Here is an 18,639-nt window from a genome sequence, read left to right as displayed (position 1 = left end):
AAAACCACACCCATTAAAATGAGAAAGAAGCCATTTATATTTTCTATAGTTTTCATTGCATTACTTTTTATGTCATGTAGTGAAGAAACAACTTCAAATTCGTCAATAGCTTTTGAAAAATTGTTAGTCAATTCCAAAGAAAACCCATCAACCATAGAAAGTGAACAACCGCTTCTTTCATGGATTGTTACTGCAGAAGGTTATAATAAGTCACAATCAGCCTATCATATTTTGGTAGCATCATCAGAAGAAAGATTAAATGAAGATGATGCATATATATGGAATTCAAATAAAGTAAATAGTGAGCAGTCCACTTTTGTAAAATATGAAGGCAAAGCAATAGAACCAATGAAAAGCTACTATTGGAAAGTAAAAATTTGGGATGAAAATGATGTCGCTTCAAATTGGTCTGAAGTTCAGACATTCCAAACCGGATTGATGACTTCTGAAAATTGGGGCAATTCAAAATGGATTACCTTAAATAATGATACACGAACTTCAGAACACCGTTTCAGAGATTATAAAACAGGAAGAATGGAAAAACCAGAACCTGTTGATGGATTTGCGGCTAGTTATTTTAGAAATGAGATTACTATTGATAAAACCATTAAAAATGCCCAAGCGTATATCTGCGGATTAGGCTATTACGAGTTGTATTTAAATGGCGAAAAAGTAGGTGATCATGTATTGGATCCTGCGCCTTCAAACTACGATAAGCAAGCTTATTATGTCAATTATGATATTACTGAACAACTAAAATCAGGAAAAAATGCCTTTGGAATTATTTTAGGAAACGGGTTCTATGGACAAAATATTTCATGGAACCGAGACCCAGAATCAAATAAAAAAGGGGTGTCTTATGGTGCACCAACAGTAAAGTTTTTAGTGAAATTGCAATATAATGATGGTACTGAAGCCGATTTCTACACGGATGAAACATGGAAAGAAGCTACAGGTCCTATTGTGTTTAATAATATTTATGGTGGTGATACTTATGATGCGCGTTTCGAACTAGGTGATTGGACTACTGCTGATTATGATGATAAAACATGGGGAAATGCCAAAGAAACGTCACCTAAACTAAAAAGAATAAGTGCTCAGCAAATTACACCTATTAAAAAGCTTAAAGAGTTTGAACCTCAACATGTCTTTAAAGGTGTAGATGGAGAATGGATTGTTGATTTCGGACAAAACATTGCAGGTTGGGTAAAACTCAATGTTAAAGAAAAAGAAGGGCAATTGATTGAAGTCATTACCACGGAAGCTTTGCTAACTAACGGTAAAGACATTTTCCAAGGTTCAACAGGTGGTGGAGCCAATGGGATGCCTCAAATATATAAGTACGTCTGTAAAGGTGATGGTTTAGAATCTTGGGAACCAAAGTTCAGTTATCATGGATTTAGATATGCAAAGATCAAAGGTGTTTCCAATAAGCCAGATACCAATATGATTAAAGCAGTTTTAGTGGCTACTGATATACAAGAAACTGGAAGTTTTAGTTCTTCAGACGAATTATTAAACAAAATGCACAGCATCAGTAAATGGACCATAGTGGATAATCTGCATGGTATTCCAGAAGATTGTCCACATCGCGAAAAATGTGGATGGTTAGGAGATGCACATGCCTTTTGTGAGTATGCGCTGTATAATTATGACATGTACGATTTCTATAAGAAATATATGGAAGACATACGCACGCAAATGCGTCCAACCAAGGGTCATAATAATCCAGAAATTAAGTTTCAAGTACCTACTATGATTGCGCCTGGAAAGCGCACATCAACTTATGCAAAAATAGATTGGGGAGTGGCAACGATGTATTTACCATGGTATAATTACAGGTACTATGGCGATGAGGCCATTGTCAAGGAGTACTACCCAGAAATGAAGGGTTTGACCAATTTCTATCTCAATTTTAAAGGCGAAAACGGCATCATGCAAGATGGTATGGGAGATTGGTGTCCACCACTTTGGGACAGACGTAAAAATCCATCAGCCATGGAATGTGACCCAATTATCTCTGCTAATGCGTATTTCTATGATGTTTTGGGCATTATGGAAACCTTCGCAAAGATGAATAAGGATAAGGCATATGAAGCACAAATGAAAAAAGAAAAAGAAGCCTTGTTAGACGCATTTAATAACGAATTTTTAGTTGAAATTCCGAATACAAAACACAAATGGTATCAAAGTCAAACCGCAACGGTTCAAGCATTGCAGTTTAATATGGTTCCTGAATATGAAATAGAAAATGTGGTTAACGGATTAGTACATGATATTGTAGACGTTAAAGGAGGGCATCATTCTACAGGAATTCATGGAAACAGATACATATATACGGTTCTATCCAAATTCGGAAAGGCAGATTTAGCCTATCAGATATTGACCACACCTGATTTTCCTAGTCAGACATATGTGATGAATTCAGGATTCACCACATGGCCAGAGCGACAGTTTGAATGGGAGAAAATGGAAGGACCGACCAATTCATTAAATCATCCTATGCATAGTGGTTTTGCAGCTTACTTTTACGAATCTTTAGGAGGTATAAAGTCTTTGGAATCAAACCCTGGATATAAGATGTTTGCGGTAAATCCAGAATTTCCGAGTACCATCACTAATACAAAAGTATCTGTCCCAACACCTTATGGTGATATTATGAATAATTGGACTACTAACAATTCAGAAATTACTCTGGATTTGAACGTGCCCTTTAACACAAAAGCAAAACTTATTTTAAATGAAAATGAATTCAAATTCGTTACGCTAAACGGTAAGACTTTAAAAGAATTTGAGACGAGTTATGATGTTGAAATAGAATCTGATTTTACCTTATTATTAGGTTCTGGATCTTATAAAATAGAATACTTAAAAAGTCAATCTAAACATTAATCTTTATGATAGGTTTTTGAACAAATAAAAAAGGTTGGAATTTTCCCAACCTTTTTTATTTTAAAATTAGAAATTATATTTAATTATTAACACTTTCAATTGTGGTATTGGCCCATCTAATTTGTGCTCTACCTCCTCTAACACGGTAAGCACCATATCTCATTTTTGATTGCGTACCTCTTTCTGGTTCTGGGATATTCCAATTAAATGCTTCTCCTCCAATTACAGCATTGCAATAATGTATTTTTAAAGTAGGATCACTAGGGTCTTCTCTAAATCCTACTTCTAGTTCAAATGAAACTATTTCGTTTTTATCTACGCGTGTTAGAAAAACAACTTCTCTACCATCACTTCCTTCTCCTCCGCGTTCTAAGATACGCTCTGCATAAATGTCGAACGCCACTTGTTTGTCAGCATTAATACCTGTACCATAAACAGGATGTGCTCTATATAAGCATATAGCAGGATCTGGAGAACCGCCTCCGCCTGTATGTTGCCCTTTAGCTTGCGCTATGTAAGTTCCATCTTGACCAAAAGATCCTGCATCCGCTGCTTCAAGGATTCTTAAGTCTGCTGTAAATTTTACAAATGACCCTACATTAGCGTTTGCTATGGTTGATGCCCGTTCTATTCGAGGTTGTAAAGTTCCTGGTGCATCCCAGTGATTAGATCCCTCAGTAATATTATATATTCCCCAAGTAGTACCTTCAATAATACTTTCTGAGTAATCCGAGTAGCAACTTCTATCATCTACCTCACCATCATTAGCAGGGTTTGGTACATCTACATTTCTAGTAGTATCGTTCTGGAATTCACCTGAAACTGGACAAGCTAAATCTGTGCTTGTATCTTCATCAGCAGCTATAACAACAGGATCTGGATCTGGGTCAGAGTCAGGGTCTGGGATTTCATAAACAATTATGTCTTCAGATAACCCAAGCCCATCTTTTGTACAAGAAGAGAAGGCTACAAAAACAAGTAATAAGGCAATCAATCCCAGTTTGATTTTAAAATTGAAATTTTTCATATATCGTCTATTTTTCTCAAAAATAAATAATAAAAATAAACGAACCATCCTGAACTATACTGATTACTGATCTAAAGTATATGTGTTGTGTTAATAATCTCAACAGGATACAACAGGATGCTGGTATTACCATATATGAATACCTTTAAAGAGATAATTTTTTATTTGAGTTAGTCACTTATTTAATTAGGTCGGAAGAGTGATTTTTCGACCTAATTGAATATTTTAAGTAGCGGGAGATGAGTAGAAAGTATTCATTATTAAACACAAACGAATAAATATGAAACTGCGTTTTTTTTTATTTTTCTTATGCATACCGTTCATTTTTTTTGCACAAATTAAGCACGGCCTAAGAGATTATACAGGACGTCATATTATTCCAAGAGGATTTGTTGTCAATACAAACGACCACAAAGGTGAAGTGTTTTTTGATAGTGATGATTACGCCAGAATGGTACGAATGGGAGCTAATACCCAAGTTATTCGTTTAGAATTGGGCAAACTAAGTAACTTTCCTGGTGGCCAACTTGAACCAAATTATCTTAAAAAACTCGATACTTTAGTTGATTTAGGACGACAGCATGGCATAAAAACGGTCTTTAAGATGACGGTATATGGTGTGGATAAGTTTATATGGGAAGAATTTTGGCTAAATAATAAAGGAGAATACAAAACCTATATTGATGCTTGGAAAGTGATATGGAATCGCTATTCTAAAAATAATTCTGTACTTGGTTATGATGTAGTAAACGAACCTAGAAAGCTAACAATGGATATTTCATATGATGATTTAACACGCAAATATCTTATTCCGCTATATCAAAAAATAATTGATGAAAGCCAAAAAATTAATGCGAACAAAATGATATTGTTTCAATCTATTTTTATGAATAAAGGTGAGAAAATAGACAATAATCAATATTCAGAAATAAAGGCACCAATTAATAGAAAGAACATCATTTTTGCACCACACATATATCAAAATAATATTGATCTCATAAAACGAAATATGGATCGTTTCGATAAGGAATCAGACATGTTGAATACACCAATTTTGATTGGTGAATGGGGTTTTCCAACCTTTGCCACTACTGATACTTTGATTGATGGTAAATTAGGTCAATTAAAATACCGTGAACTCTATATAAGAACTGCTGAGGTTTTTGACCGTATGGGAGTTGGTTCCATTAAGGCTTGGTTTTTAGGTAACCGATCCATGCAGCATTTTTTACCTGGTGGATCATCAACTTGGTCTATTTTTAGTGATAGTACAGATGCTGGGACAGTAGAACGCAAATATATTACGGACGTTATATCAAGACCCTTTCCTCAAGCTATAGCAGGAGACATTCAATCTTTTTTCTTTAATCATGCCACCAGAACTTTAGATATCAAAATTAAGCCAGATAATAGTAAAGGAGCATCGAAAGTTTTTATTGGTGCTAACAGACATTATCCAGATGGTTTTTCTATAATTATTGATGAGCAATCAATATTGTATTTTAACCCATTAAAAAATACTGGTCTTGAAATTTATAAAATAGCCAAAGACATTGACCCAACAGATTTTATATGGGATGCCAACAGTCAAAAATTAATTGTACTAAAATGGCCTAAAAATAAAGAAGAAGTAAATATTAAAATTGTACCAGGTTTAAGAAATTATGAATAGATTAAAAATTAAAAGTGTATTTATGAAGAAGTTAGTATTAGGAAGTTTTGTTGCCTTGATTTTAGGATGTAATTCTAGCAAAGTGATTGCACAAGATCAACGTCAGGACGATTCAAATATCGCTGAAAAGGTAGAAACACTTCTCAGTAAAATGACATTAGAAGAAAAAATTGCCGAAATGACTCAAGATGCACCTGCTAATGATAGACTCGGTATTCCGTATATGAAATATGGAGAAGCATTGCATGGCTTATGGCTTGTTCTAGATTACTATGGTAATACAACTGTGTATCCTCAAGCTATTGCCGCTGGCTCTACTTGGGAACCTGAACTAATAAAGACAATGGCTTCGCAAACGGCAATAGAAGCGCGTGCTTTAGGGGTTACACATTGCTATTCACCTAATTTAGATGTCATTTCTGGTGATCCAAGATATGGACGTGTTGAAGAATCTTATGGTGAAGACCCATTTTTGGTGTCTAGAATGGGTGTTGCATTCATCGAAGGTTTACAAGGTACAGGTGATGAACAATTTGATGAAAATCATGTGATGGCAACAGCTAAGCATTTTATTGGATATCCCGAAAATCGACGTGGTATTAATGGAGGTTTTAGTGATATGTCTGAGCGTCGATTGCGAGAGGTTTATCTTCCACCTTTCGAGGCTGCCGTAAAGGAAGCAAAGGTAGGTTCGGTTATGCCAGGACATCAAGATTTTAATGGAGTTCCAAACCATATGAATACTTGGTTACTAAAGGATATATTAAGAGATGAACTAGGTTTCGACGGTTTTATAGTTTCTGATAATAATGATGTTGCGAGATTAGGGACCATGCATTTTATTTCTGAAACTAGAGCCAAGTCAGCTATTTTAGGGTTAAAGGCTGGTGTTGATATGGACTTAGTTATAGGAAAGAGTGTTGATCTATCTGCCTATCATACAACTGTATTGAAGGATACAATAAGGCAGAATCCTGAATTAATGAAGTATATCGATAAAGCAACATTGCGTATTTTAACCGCAAAATATAAATTGGGTTTATTTGATGCAGAACCAAAAGAGATTGATCCTGAAACTGCATATGCTAGTACAAAAGAACATCAAGAGTTTTCATACGAAATGGCAAAAAAAGCTATGATTTTATTGAAAAATGAAAATAATTTATTACCCCTAGATATCAATAACATTAAATCCTTGGCAGTCATTGGTCCAAATGCACATGAAGAGCGACCAAGTAAAGGCACCTATTCTTTGTTAGGTGGATATTCAGGATTGCCACCATACTATACATCAGTACTAGATGGATTAACAAGTAAAACCGAAGGCAAAGTGAAAATAAACTATGCTAAAGGTTGTGATTTGATGAGTAATTCTAAAAAAGGATTTTCGGATGCTATTGCGGCAGCCAATAAATCAGATGCTGTAGTGCTTGTCGTTGGTGGTTCGCGAAAGACAGGTGGTGAAGGTGCAGACCGTTCAAATTTAGATTTGTATGGTGTTCAAAATGAATTGGTGGAAGCCATCCACAAAACAGGAAAACCAGTAATTGTTGTTTTAATTAATGGTCGTCCATTAACGATTAACTATATAGCAGAAAATATCCCTTCCATTCTAGAAACTTGGTATCTAGGTATGCGTTCTGGTGATGCTATTGCCGATGCTATCTTTGGAGATACAAATCCTGGAGGTAAGCTTACGGTGTCCTTTCCTCGCGATGTAGGGCAGTTGCCTGTAACGTATTTAGAACGACCAGATTTTATAGGTTCTGGTAAAGGTTTATATAAAGATGCAGATAAGTCACCTTTATTTCCTTTTGGATATGGTTTAAGTTATACCACTTTTAAATATGGTTCACCAAAACTAGAAAGATCAACTATTAATGCAGATGGTTCAACTACGGTTTCTATAGATATCACAAATACTGGGCAAAGAGAAGGAGATGAAGTGATTCAAATGTATGTTAGAGATGATTATGCGTCTGTTGGTCGTTATTTAAAAATGCTTAAAGGTTTTGAACGTGTGACCTTAAAACCAGGAGAAACTAAAACCGTAACTTTTAAGTTAGGTTTTGATGAGCTTAATATTTTAAATCAAGACATGAAAAAAGTTGTGGAACCTGGAACTTTTACAATTTCTGTTGGGACATCATCCTTAGAAAAGGATTTACAAAAAGTGAGAATAAATGTCAAATAATGTGAAAATAATTAATTTTGAATATCAAAGAGTTATGAAAAATAATACGATAAAGATTACAGCTCTATTTATCCTGTTATTAGTTTTTAATAAAACGTTTTCTCAAACAGCAACTTGTGATGGAACTCTACCTTTTGAAGAACAGAACGGCTTGTTAACAATAGAGATGGAATCTGGTGTCTTACCTTCTGGGTCAGATTGGCAAACTGGCAGTGAAGCTGATCCTAATTTATCTGGATCGACCATAAATTATATATATTGGGATGGAGCACAGTCTTTCAATGATTTAACTGGAGCTCCAATTACTTACAATATAAAAATTAATAATCCTGGTACTTACAGACTTGCATGGCGAGGACGAATTGGTACAGGTACTTCAGCAGGAGAACACAATGATGCGTGGCTTCGTATAGTAGCTGATGACTTTTATGCTACTAGTCAAAACAATTCAACAGCTACTCCTCAGTTAGAGCCAAGACCTAGTTGTAATAGTAATCCAAATAGAGACTGTCCAGTAGGTTCTAGTACTAATGGATATTTCAAAGCCTTTATGAATAGACACCCTGTAAACCTCCCTATCGATGAGCGTTGGGGTTTCGTTACTAATACAAACGATGGTAATTCATTTAGGTTTATATGGGCCACTTTTAATGCTCCAGGTAACTATTCCGTAATTGTAGATGCTAGGTCTAGTTTCTTTTTTATGGATAAAATGGTATTGCGCAGAACGGATGTTTCTGATAGTACAGCGTTTAATTTAAATAATCAAGAATCTTCCTGTTATGACGTGCTATCTGTAAATGATGTAAACAAACGAGAAACAAAAATTTACCCAAACCCAACAATGGGGGAAATAGAAATTAGTAACCTATCTATTAATTCTAGTTTAACTATTTTTAATATTTCTGGAGCCGTCATCCGAAAAATAAACACAACAAATTCATCAGAAATTATTGATATTAGTAATTTAGAAAGTGGTATTTATTTTATATCCAATTCTGATAAAAATAATTATTTTGTAAAAAAAATTATTAAGATATAACATCCTTAAATTGTAAGTTGATTAAGATTTTTAGAAGTTTACTGTTAATAAGTGTAATTCTTTTTTTTAATTGTAGAAAAGAGGAGGTAAATAAACATAGTAAACCTAATATCCTCTTCATTCTAGTTGATGATCTAGGTTATCATGATTTAGGTATTACAGGAAGTAAATTATATGAAACACCAAACATAGATCGGTTAGGAACCCAATCCATACAATTCATTAATGGCTATGCCTCAAGTCGCGTTTGCAGTCCATCACGAGCGAGTATTATGACAGGGAAATTTACAGCAAGGCATGGTATTACAGACTGGATTGGCGCAAAGGCAGGTACTGATTGGCGCAAACGAAATCGTAATGATAAATTATTACCAGCCGAATATGTGATGCAATTGCCAAAAGACGATATTACAATTGCAGAAGCTTTTCAACAAGAAGGTTACAAGACTTTTTTTTCAGGGAAGTGGCATTTGGGTGGTGAAGGCTCTTATCCAGAAAATCATGGCTTTGATTTAAATATTGCAGGTATTGATGCTGGCTCGCCGAGAGGAGGTTATTTTTCGCCTTGGAACAACCCTAAAATTCAGAACAGGAATAAAGGAGAGAACTTAACGATAAGATTGGCTGAGGAAACAGCAGATTTTATTGGCAAGCATAAAGATTCTTCATTTTTTGCCTTTTTATCATTTTATGCGGTACATGCACCAATTCAAACTACCGAAGGAAAATGGCGTAAATACAGAGATAAAGCTGATAGCATAGGGATTACAGAAAATGGTTATGCAATGGAACGTGTCTTACCTATTCGTCAAGTTCAAGACAATCCTATTTATGCTGGTTTAGTAGAAACCATGGATGCTGCCGTTGGAATTGTGATAAAAGCGCTTGAGGCCAACGGACTTTCAGATAACACCATTGTTGTATTTACATCAGATAACGGAGGGGTAGCTTCTGGTGACCATTATGCGACGAGTAATTTACCTTTAAGAGGAGGCAAAGGCTACCAATGGGAAGGAGGTATAAAAGTTCCTTTTTTTATAAAAGTCCCTTGGTTAAATACTAGCGGAATTAAAACAGATTTTCCGGTTAGTGGAACTGATTTTTACCCAACACTTTTAGATTTAGCAGATTTACCTTTAAATCAAAAGCAACATATAGATGGCATAAGCCTTAAGCTTTTATTAAAAGGTGAAAAATTAAACCTAAACAGACCAATATATTGGCATTACCCACATTATGGGAATCAAGGAGGAGAACCTTCTTCGGTTATTCAGCAAAATGGATGGAAGCTGATTCACTATTGGGAAGATGGACATCAAGAACTCTATAAATTACCATCAGCTGAACATGACTCATTAAATGTAATTTCCAAACATTCAGAATTAGCCACAAATCTTAGTGATAACTTAATGTTATGGTTAAAAAACGCAAATGCTAAGTTTCCAACTGAAGACGCTGAATACGTTAAAGCTAAAGCCGAAAAGAGAAAACTTAATACCATAAACCATAAGTGGCCATCCTTAGAAGAGGATAGACTAAAAGTATTGTCCAAAGATTTTCAACCTAACGAAATCTGGTGGAAAAGCAAGCTTAAGATTGATTAAAAACTGCAAATTATAGTACACGAAAGAATAATTAAAACAAAATAATCTATACCGAATTTTAACAGGATAGTGCAGGATGGATTTTTTGATTTTTAGGACTAATATTGAACGTATATTAATCCATAATTAATATTTTAACATAAAGCATATTAAATATTTTAATTAACTAAAAACAACAATTATGAAAAAAATTACTTTAAAAATTAGTGCATTTTTACTATTTGCTCTGTCTGCACTTCAAGTACAGGGTCAGACATGCCCTGAGATATATCTCGGTGTAGAAGATGGTGGTAATGGTGATGCTGTTTATAAGCTTGCAACTTGTGGTTTGTCTCCAGAACTTTATTTAACTATTAATGCTTCTGCTGGTGAAGGTGATCCTCTTTTAATATGGCAAACTGAATTAACAGGAGCTGCTGCAGTAACACAAAATTGGGCTATACAGGATCATGTAGCTCCAGCTGGTTCTGGTTTTATACAAATTACAGCAGACCTTACTTCTCTTGGTGCTGGAGAATGGACTATGGTTGTAAATCAAGCAAGTTATGATGGATCTGGAGGTGATTCTGAAGTTCAAATTGATGCTAGACCTGGCACTCCACAAGATGATACAACTGTTGTAGCTCCTAATCCTGAAGCATACGGTTTTGACCAGTTTCAAAGAAGAAGAGAAAGTGGCTGGGGTGGACCTGGAAACAATGCCTTATTCGCTAAACCGTCACCAACAGGAGGAAACGCACAAGGAAACTTAAGATATAGTACAGTCCCATCGATGGCAGGTGACCCAGTTTTGATGCAAAGTGGTGGTACAATTCAAGAGATGCGTTGGATTTATGTAGAGGATTTACCATTGAGCGTTGAAGAATTTGATACGAGTTCTGTTGTTATTACAAATCCTGTGAAAGATCAGTTGACAATAGAGGGCTTAAATCAAAGCATTAAGCAAATTTCTGTTTACGACTTACTAGGAAAACAAGTAATTTCTAGTAATATTGAAGATGACGCGTCATCTTCAATATTAGATGTAAGTATACTCACTAGTGGTATCTATATTGTAAAACTACAAGGTGAGAATGGTGTTAGTGTTGCTAAAAAAATAATAAAAGAGTAATTAATACAACTTATTTATAACACTTTTAATTTATCCCATCTTTTATACTTAATAAAAGATGGGATTTTTTGTTGATATAGAATTTAAATATTATGCAAAGACTTGCGTTTAAAATGAAACTCAATAAAGGCCAAAAAGAGCTGTACAAAAAACGTCATGACGAGTTGTGGCTAGAACTTAAAATACTTTTAAAAGCTAATGGTGTTAGAGAGTATTCTATTTTTTTAGATGAAGAGACACATACGTTGTTCGCTTTTCAAAAAGTGTCAGGCTCTGGAGGTTCTCAAGATTTAACATCAAATACTATCGTAAAAAAATGGTGGGATTTTATGGCAGATATTATGGAAGTAAATCCAGATAATTCACCAGTTTCAATTCCGTTAGAAGAAGTTTTTTATTTAGAATGAAAGCATAGACATACGAATGTATGTTATTTATCGAAGATTACAGAAGTTCATGGGTTTTGCAGTATAGTACAGGATAGTTCCTCTGGCTTCCTACAATAATTTAGGGAAAACTAACTGTTTAATATTGAGATAAATAGAGTCTATATACTAAATATTGAACGACTAAAATTAATCCATATGAAAACAAAATTACAAAAAACACTATTGCTATTAGTTTTAGCATTATTTGCTATTCAAGTTAACGGACAAGCTTGGGGTGGCTCAGGCGCTGCAGGAACGTATAGAATTAAAGTAAATACTCAAGACCTATATTTGACACTACCAGATGATGCACCACTAGCACCAGGATCATCTCAGGTTCTTACATATCAGCCATTAGATATGACAAATAATAGACAAATATTTGACATTCAACAGATATCAGGAAATAATTATACTATCACATCTGTTATTACTGGCAAAGGAGTGGTAGAAATTGATGATACAGAAGCGAATCCTAAAGTGGTAGTCAAAGGTCGTGATGCTGCAGATGTGCCAAATCAATTGCATTGGTGGAATCCTACAAGAGGTACAGGGACTCAACTTTTTAGTGAAAACAATCTTTCACCAGCACCTTGGGGTGCAGCTAAAAGAAGAGTGCAAAATACTACTGGTGGACCGCTTAGTGGTCTTTCAGGTACAGAGGTTAAATGTAGTGGTGGAAGTGCATTAAAACTAGACTATGAGCCTTCTGTTACATTAAGTATTGATGAGTTTGACACAAACTCTATCTTTATCTCCAATCCTGTAAAAGAAGAATTAACAATAGATGGTTTAACTGCAAATGTGAAGCAAATTTCTATTTACAACTTACTTGGACAACGTGTATTGTTAAGTAACATAGAAAATAACACATCATCATTAAAATTAGATATAAGTTCATTTAGTAGTGGTATGTATATCGTAAAACTAAAAGGAGAAAACTTTAGTAATTTCAGTGAAAAAATAATAAAAGAATAATTAATACAACTTATTTATAACACTTTTAGTTTATACTACCTTTTATAAAATATAAAAGGTGGGATTTTTTGTTAATCTAGAAAATTCACCAATTTCTGCTCCTTTATAAGAGATCTTCTACATGAAATAGAATTGATTTAGAGATTCCTCAGTATTGTACAGGATGCATTCAATCGTTTTTTCAACTAATTTTACAAAATTCTTTGAATTTTTATAGCTAAGAAAAAAGAAAAAGCATGAAAAAAAATACACTAGGCATTAAGCTTTTAAGAAAAAATTTAGGCCTTCTTCTCATGTTGTGCTTTGTTCAACTTCAGTTTGGACAAGTCGTTTTAGAAAATGAAGTACATATTACAGATTTTGGTTTACACTTTAATGGAAGCAAAGTGCCAAATACATCAGCTGATAATGGAAGTACCACTACTTACGACTATGTTTTCGGACGAAACATTTCTGCACATGGCGATTGTATAAAGACTTACGGAGATTATGTGTTTATGACTTGGTATCGTGGTGGAAAAACAGATAGACATGTCATGTTAACGCGTTACAACACCGTTACTGGTACCATGGCAACTATAGAGTTTCCGCATACACACACGGGTTTTCAAAATAAGTGGTGGCTCGGAGAATCTCACAATACTATTGCTGTTGGTGTAAGTCCTTTAGACGGAACCATACACTTATTGTACGATATGCATGCCTATAGTGCAACAAGACCATCAGATGGGAGTTTAGCCAATGATTATTTCAGATATTCTTATTCAATTGCAAATACGGCAACCCTTTCTGATGTCGAATTTACTTTAGATAAATTCGTTCAAAATGGAAGTGGTGGATACAAGCATTTAAAATTAACAGGTAATGAAAATCAAAATGAATTTGATGGATTAACTTATCCATCTTTCTTTCTAAATGATGCAGGAGAACTTTTGATGAATATGCGTGAAGGTGGTAATAATAATGGCAAGTATAAGTTCACTAAGTACGATGCAACAACTGCTACATGGTCAAATTTTATTGATTTTAATGCTTTAAATGCTGGTAATCAATCTGGTGTATCTCATAATTGGGGACTTTATGGTAGCATAAAGTACGTCAACGGTAAAATGAGAATCGGCTTTCAACGACGCTCTGCAGATAATAATGATAGGTACCAATATCAAAACGGTGTATATTATGCGTATTCTGACGATCAAACTGGTGCTTCTAATTGGAAAAATCATGAAGGTACTAGTTTCAGCTTGCCACTATACGATGCCGACTTAATTAAAGTAATGGAGCCTGGAGATTATGTGCAAACAACCCAGACTGATCAAGTTTACATCGTACAAGGTTTCGATTGGACGGTTACAGATAATGGTGATGTACATATCATTAGCAGAGTAAGAGATAACGAATTTAATGTTACTAAGAATTTACATACTTATAAACCGGCTGGTGCTACCGATTTTATAACCTCAGAAAACTTTTCTGGTGCGGATGCTATTTACACTGCTGGAGATGATGTCTTTATTATTGGTTTAAGTAATGGTAGAGTTAAAGTTGAAAAAACGGAAGGTGGTACTAATAATTTTACTACAGTATATCAAGCTACATCAGGAAAAACCTTTGATCATGGTCGGGTACACATTGCCAATGGCAAACTGTACTATTATATGATGGAAAATGCATCTGGTAGCGCCCAACCATTATATCTTCAAATTATTGATTTAGATATTATACAAGAACCTTTTAGAGTGTCGTTAACCTCTCCGTTCGATGGTGAAACTTATAACATAGGAGAAACAACACCAATTTCCGCAGATGCTGTAGATGAAAATGGGAGTATTTCTAAAGTAGAGTTTTTACTTAATGGAGCAGTATTTGGTGAAGATACCACAGAACCTTACGCTTTAGATTGGACACCAACTACGGAAGGTGCTTATGATATTCAAGCTGTAGCCTATAACGCGAGTAATGCAACTGTGAATTCTACTGAAATTACAGTTAATATTCAAGTTTTTGATCCTACTGATTTAACAGGTGATATTTACCGCATCAAGAATTTCGTCACAGGAAAGTACTTACATTCCGTAGGTGCTGATGTGGTTGAGGCTGATGATGGTACCAATGTCGCTCCTGGCGATAAAGAATGGGAGTTTGTACTGGCTGGTGCTTATTATAATATAGAAAGTAAAAGGCCTGATCGTGGTATTTTAAGAGCTGCAGGAAATCCTGCAAATGATATCATTAATACTGGTTTTGCGGCACCAAGAGAAGATTCCGACAAACAATTTACAGTAATTTATAATAGCACTGATGGTTCGTATCAGTTCGAAACTCGAAACGGTTCAAACTATATCTATCACAATGCAAATGGTGTTATTGAACATGTCGGAAACACAGACGATAGATCAAAATGGATCGTAGAATCAACAACGCTCAGTACTCCTGAGGTTGAAGCTGATGTCTTTACGGCAAATATTTTTCCAAATCCAGCTGACGATGCGTTTACAATTCAGTTAAATAGTGTCAATAAAGCCAATGTTATAATTTACAATATGCTTGGTAAAATTGTTTATCAAGATACTATGAATTCTGATAGAATTGATATTGCAAATAATGGGCAATTTAAATCAGGATTGTACCTTATAAAAGTTGTTGATGAAAATCAAAGGGTTTTCCATACAAAGCTTATGATTAGATAAATTATAAATAACACTTAATCAATTAAAGAAGCTAGAGATTTTAATATCTCTGGTTTTTTTAGTTTTAAAACGATACGCTTCTAAATAATGAAATATCGAGACAGTACAGGATAGTTTTTATGTAAAAAAATAAGACTTTGGTAATTACTATGTCAATCTTAGAAGAGCTTTAAAAATATAGCTCAGTGTTTGTAAAATGAAACAATCAAAAAAATCAAAATTTCCCTTATTATTTTGGTGCTGTATTGTATCATTTTTTTTCTGTCCATCCTGCAATCGAGATTATAGTAGTTCAGCAGAAAATTTAACGATTTCTCAGAATTTCAAAAATCCTATGGGATTTTACAATGCCAATCCAACATTTTCATGGCAATTACCGGTTTCTGAAGAGATTAAATCGCAATCGGCATACCAAATAGTTGTGGCATCTTCTAAAGATTTACTACCAAATAATCCTGATTTGTGGGATTCTAAAAAGCAAAAAAGTTCTCAATCTACTTTTGTAAAGTATGAAGGTTCAGAATTACAATCTCGACAAAAAGTATTTTGGCAAATGAGGTATTGGAATCAAGATGAAAAGGTATCTGATTGGAGCGACATAAATTCTTTTGAATTAGGCTTGTTAAATAATAGTGATTGGAAAGCCAAATGGTCAGGATTAGATACTGCAAAGGATAGCATAAAAGGTGTTAGAAAATTTTTAATGCACAGACCTCAATATTTACGAAAAAGTTTTGAGTTGTCTTCGGATGTTGTTTTTGCAAGATTATACATTACGGCAAAAGGTGTTTTTGATGTGCATTTAAATGGAAAAAATGTAAGTGATGATGTCATGCCACCAGGTTGGACGCCATACAATCATCGCATAGAAACATTAACATATGATGTTACAAGATGTTTAGAATCAGGTAATAATGTAATCGCTGTTGAGTTAGCCTCTGGATGGCATGCAGGAAGAATTAGCAGAGGGAAAGCATTATACGAAAATTTTGCTTCACCCAAAATTCTATGTCAGTTAGAAATAACGATGAAAGACGGTTCTAAACAAACGATTATATCAGACGAATCTTGGAAAGGTACTACTAACGGACCAATACGATTAGCAAGTATTTATGATGGTGAGGTTTACGACTCAAATCTTGAAATTTCAAATTGGAGAAATGCAGAATTTGATGATACGTCTTGGGAAACTATAGAAGCAGAATCAATATCTTCTGACGTAAAACTTGAACCAAAAAGGCATTATACTGTAAAAAATAAAACCATTATTGACGATGTGGAAATAATTTCAGTACATGATAATTCGGCTGTTTTTAATTTGAAACAGAACATGGTAGGTGTTCCAAAAGTAACAGTGCCGATGAAAAAAGGGGACACCTTAAAAATTCGTTTTTCTGAAATGCTATTAGCAGATAATACATTCTACACCAAAAATTACCGTTCCGCGCATTCCACAGATTATTATATAGCATCTAAAGACGGCATTATAGAATATACGCCTAAATTCACCTTTCACGGTTTTCAATATTTAGAATTAAGTGGTTATGATGAAGAAGTAAAACCAGAATCAAATTGGGTGCAAGGTTTAGTACAATATTCAGATTTTGAGGCTAAAGGAACATTTACATCATCACATGATAAGCTAAATCAACTTCAAGAGAATATTACTTGGGGTTTGCGAGGTAATTTTTTCGATATTCCTACAGATTGCCCGCAACGCGATGAACGTTTGGGGTGGACAGGAGATGCTCAGGTCATTGCGCCAACGGCATTGTTTAATTATGATACCCATGCGTTTTGGACAGCTTGGTTGCAAAGTCTTCGAGAAAATCAGTCTGAACACAAAAACGGTTTAGTGCCTTTTATAGTGCCAGATGTGCTTCAAAACAAAAACGGAGGTTCTGGTTGGGGCGATACCTGTGTTATGGTTCCTTGGGATATTTACAATATAACAGGAGATATTACAGTACTTGAAGAAAGTTATGAATCGGCTCAAAAATGGGTTGGGTACTATCAATCTAAAGTTAAAAAGAAGTCATATATACCGATAATGCATTCGTTTGGAGATTGGTTGCAACCATACCCATCTGAAACGCTTAAAAAAGCAAATAGAGGAGATACACCAAAAGAATTAATTAATACAGCATTTTTTGCACATTCTTCTAATTTGTTGTCTAAAATTGCTGGTGTTTTAGGTAAAACTGAGGACGAAAAAAAATATGCAGCCTTATATAAAGCCGTTGCCGACGCTTTTGAAAATGAATTTTTTGACGAAAATGCTAGGTTTAAACAAGACAGACAAACTCAAACAAGTTATTTGTTAGGCATAAATTTTGACTTATTTAAAGCAGAAACCAAACTAAAAGCACAAAAACACTTGCTTGAAGAAATTAAGAAAGCCGATTATCATTTAGGAACAGGGTTTTTAGGAACACCTATTTTACCCAAGGTATTAGATGATATGGGCAAGATAGATGTTATGTATAAAATTCTCTTTAAGGAAAGCTATCCTTCTTGGTTTTATTCCATAAATCAAGGAGCAACCACCATGTGGGAACGTTGGAACAGCTACAGTAAAGCTGAAGGCTATAATCCTCAAAGCATGAACAGCCTTAACCATTATGCATACGGAGCCATTGGCCAATGGATGTACGAACGCATAGCTGGTTTAGCATCATTAGAATCAGGATATAAGAAAATTAGAATTGCACCTTTACCGAATACCGAGTTTTTAACATCGGCTTCTGCAAGTGTAAAAACGCCTTATGGAAAAGCATCATCGTCATGGAAAATAGAAAATAGTATTTTTAACCTTGATGTTGTTATTCCACCAAATACAACTGCTGAAATTCAAATTCCTTATGGAACACAAGATAATTTAATCGTAAATGGAAGAGCTTTCAAAGAAACTTCAAATTTAAAATTAATCAGTTCTGATAGTGATTCAATAGAGATTTTAGCAGCACCAGGAACATATAACTTTCAAACTAAACTTTAAATC

At 34.6% G+C, this 18,639-nt stretch carries 11 protein-coding genes; 10 read left to right on the top strand and 1 reads right to left on the bottom strand.

Annotation, left to right across the window (positions count from 1 at the left end; genetic code table 11):
• Positions 1-18: 18 nt before the first annotated feature.
• Positions 19-2,892 (top strand): alpha-L-rhamnosidase, encoded by a 2,874-nt coding sequence (locus H7350_RS01295; RefSeq protein ID WP_204344065.1) that lies wholly within the window; start codon positions 19-21, stop codon positions 2,890-2,892.
• 79 nt (positions 2,893-2,971) lie between these two features.
• On the opposite strand, the gene H7350_RS01290 is transcribed toward H7350_RS01295, so the two are convergent.
• Positions 2,972-3,919: a hypothetical protein gene (locus tag H7350_RS01290; RefSeq protein ID WP_204344064.1), complete on the bottom strand. Its 948-nt coding sequence runs from the start codon at positions 3,917-3,919 to the stop codon at positions 2,972-2,974.
• Between the two features lie 280 nt (positions 3,920-4,199).
• Between H7350_RS01290 and H7350_RS01285 the strand changes: the two genes are divergently transcribed.
• The 9 genes from H7350_RS01285 (at position 4,200) to H7350_RS01245 (ending at position 18,636) form a co-directional block, all read left to right on the top strand.
• Positions 4,200-5,591, top strand: a complete 1,392-nt coding sequence (locus tag H7350_RS01285) for a cellulase family glycosylhydrolase (RefSeq protein WP_204344063.1) — start codon at positions 4,200-4,202, stop codon at positions 5,589-5,591.
• Positions 5,592-5,613: 22 nt separating this feature from the next.
• Entirely contained in the window at positions 5,614-7,785 is a 2,172-nt protein-coding gene (locus H7350_RS01280; protein WP_204344062.1) for a beta-xylosidase, read from the top strand.
• Between the two features lie 34 nt (positions 7,786-7,819).
• Positions 7,820-8,827 (top strand): T9SS type A sorting domain-containing protein, encoded by a 1,008-nt coding sequence (locus tag H7350_RS01275; protein ID WP_204344061.1) that lies wholly within the window; start codon positions 7,820-7,822, stop codon positions 8,825-8,827.
• 17 nt (positions 8,828-8,844) lie between these two features.
• The gene (locus tag H7350_RS01270; protein WP_235989239.1) at positions 8,845-10,431 is read left to right on the top strand and encodes a sulfatase; all 1,587 of its coding nucleotides are present in this window, start codon (positions 8,845-8,847) and stop codon (positions 10,429-10,431) included.
• Positions 10,432-10,612: 181 nt separating this feature from the next.
• On the top strand, positions 10,613-11,542 hold the full coding sequence (locus tag H7350_RS01265) for a T9SS type A sorting domain-containing protein (protein WP_204344060.1): 930 nt from the start codon (positions 10,613-10,615) through the stop codon (positions 11,540-11,542).
• Positions 11,543-11,634: 92 nt separating this feature from the next.
• A complete protein-coding gene (gene rhaM / locus H7350_RS01260; protein ID WP_204344059.1) occupies positions 11,635-11,949 on the top strand; it encodes an L-rhamnose mutarotase in 315 nt (104 codons plus the stop codon).
• Positions 11,950-12,126: 177 nt separating this feature from the next.
• Positions 12,127-12,948, top strand: a complete 822-nt coding sequence (locus tag H7350_RS01255; RefSeq protein ID WP_204344058.1) for a T9SS type A sorting domain-containing protein — start codon at positions 12,127-12,129, stop codon at positions 12,946-12,948.
• 236 nt (positions 12,949-13,184) lie between these two features.
• On the top strand, positions 13,185-15,638 hold the full coding sequence (locus tag H7350_RS01250; protein WP_204344057.1) for a T9SS type A sorting domain-containing protein: 2,454 nt from the start codon (positions 13,185-13,187) through the stop codon (positions 15,636-15,638).
• A gap of 196 nt (positions 15,639-15,834) precedes the next feature.
• The gene (locus H7350_RS01245) at positions 15,835-18,636 is read left to right on the top strand and encodes an alpha-L-rhamnosidase (protein WP_204344056.1); all 2,802 of its coding nucleotides are present in this window, start codon (positions 15,835-15,837) and stop codon (positions 18,634-18,636) included.
• Positions 18,637-18,639: the final 3 nt, after the last annotated feature.

This window comes from Psychroserpens algicola (assembly GCF_014526325.1).
Taxonomy (GTDB): Bacteria; Bacteroidota; Bacteroidia; order Flavobacteriales; family Flavobacteriaceae; genus Psychroserpens; species Psychroserpens algicola.
The sequence above is the reverse complement of the archived record's forward strand: the minus strand, read 5'-3'. Positions and strand labels throughout refer to the sequence as shown.

Bases quoted from the DNA above. Each gene is read 5' to 3' on its own strand.
- H7350_RS01280 (WP_204344062.1), top strand. From the start codon at position 5,614: ATGAAGAAGTTAGTATTAGGAAGTTTTGTTGCCTTGATTTTAGGATGT.
- H7350_RS01275 (WP_204344061.1), top strand. From the start codon at position 7,820: ATGAAAAATAATACGATAAAGATTACAGCTCTATTTATCCTGTTATTA.
- H7350_RS01245 (WP_204344056.1), top strand. From the start codon at position 15,835: ATGAAACAATCAAAAAAATCAAAATTTCCCTTATTATTTTGGTGCTGT.
- H7350_RS01255 (WP_204344058.1), top strand. From the start codon at position 12,127: ATGAAAACAAAATTACAAAAAACACTATTGCTATTAGTTTTAGCATTA.
- H7350_RS01295 (WP_204344065.1), top strand. From the start codon at position 19: ATGAGAAAGAAGCCATTTATATTTTCTATAGTTTTCATTGCATTACTT.
- H7350_RS01290 (WP_204344064.1), bottom strand. From the start codon at position 3,919: ATGAAAAATTTCAATTTTAAAATCAAACTGGGATTGATTGCCTTATTA.
- H7350_RS01285 (WP_204344063.1), top strand. From the start codon at position 4,200: ATGAAACTGCGTTTTTTTTTATTTTTCTTATGCATACCGTTCATTTTT.
- H7350_RS01265 (WP_204344060.1), top strand. From the start codon at position 10,613: ATGAAAAAAATTACTTTAAAAATTAGTGCATTTTTACTATTTGCTCTG.
- H7350_RS01250 (WP_204344057.1), top strand. From the start codon at position 13,185: ATGAAAAAAAATACACTAGGCATTAAGCTTTTAAGAAAAAATTTAGGC.
- rhaM (WP_204344059.1), top strand. From the start codon at position 11,635: ATGCAAAGACTTGCGTTTAAAATGAAACTCAATAAAGGCCAAAAAGAG.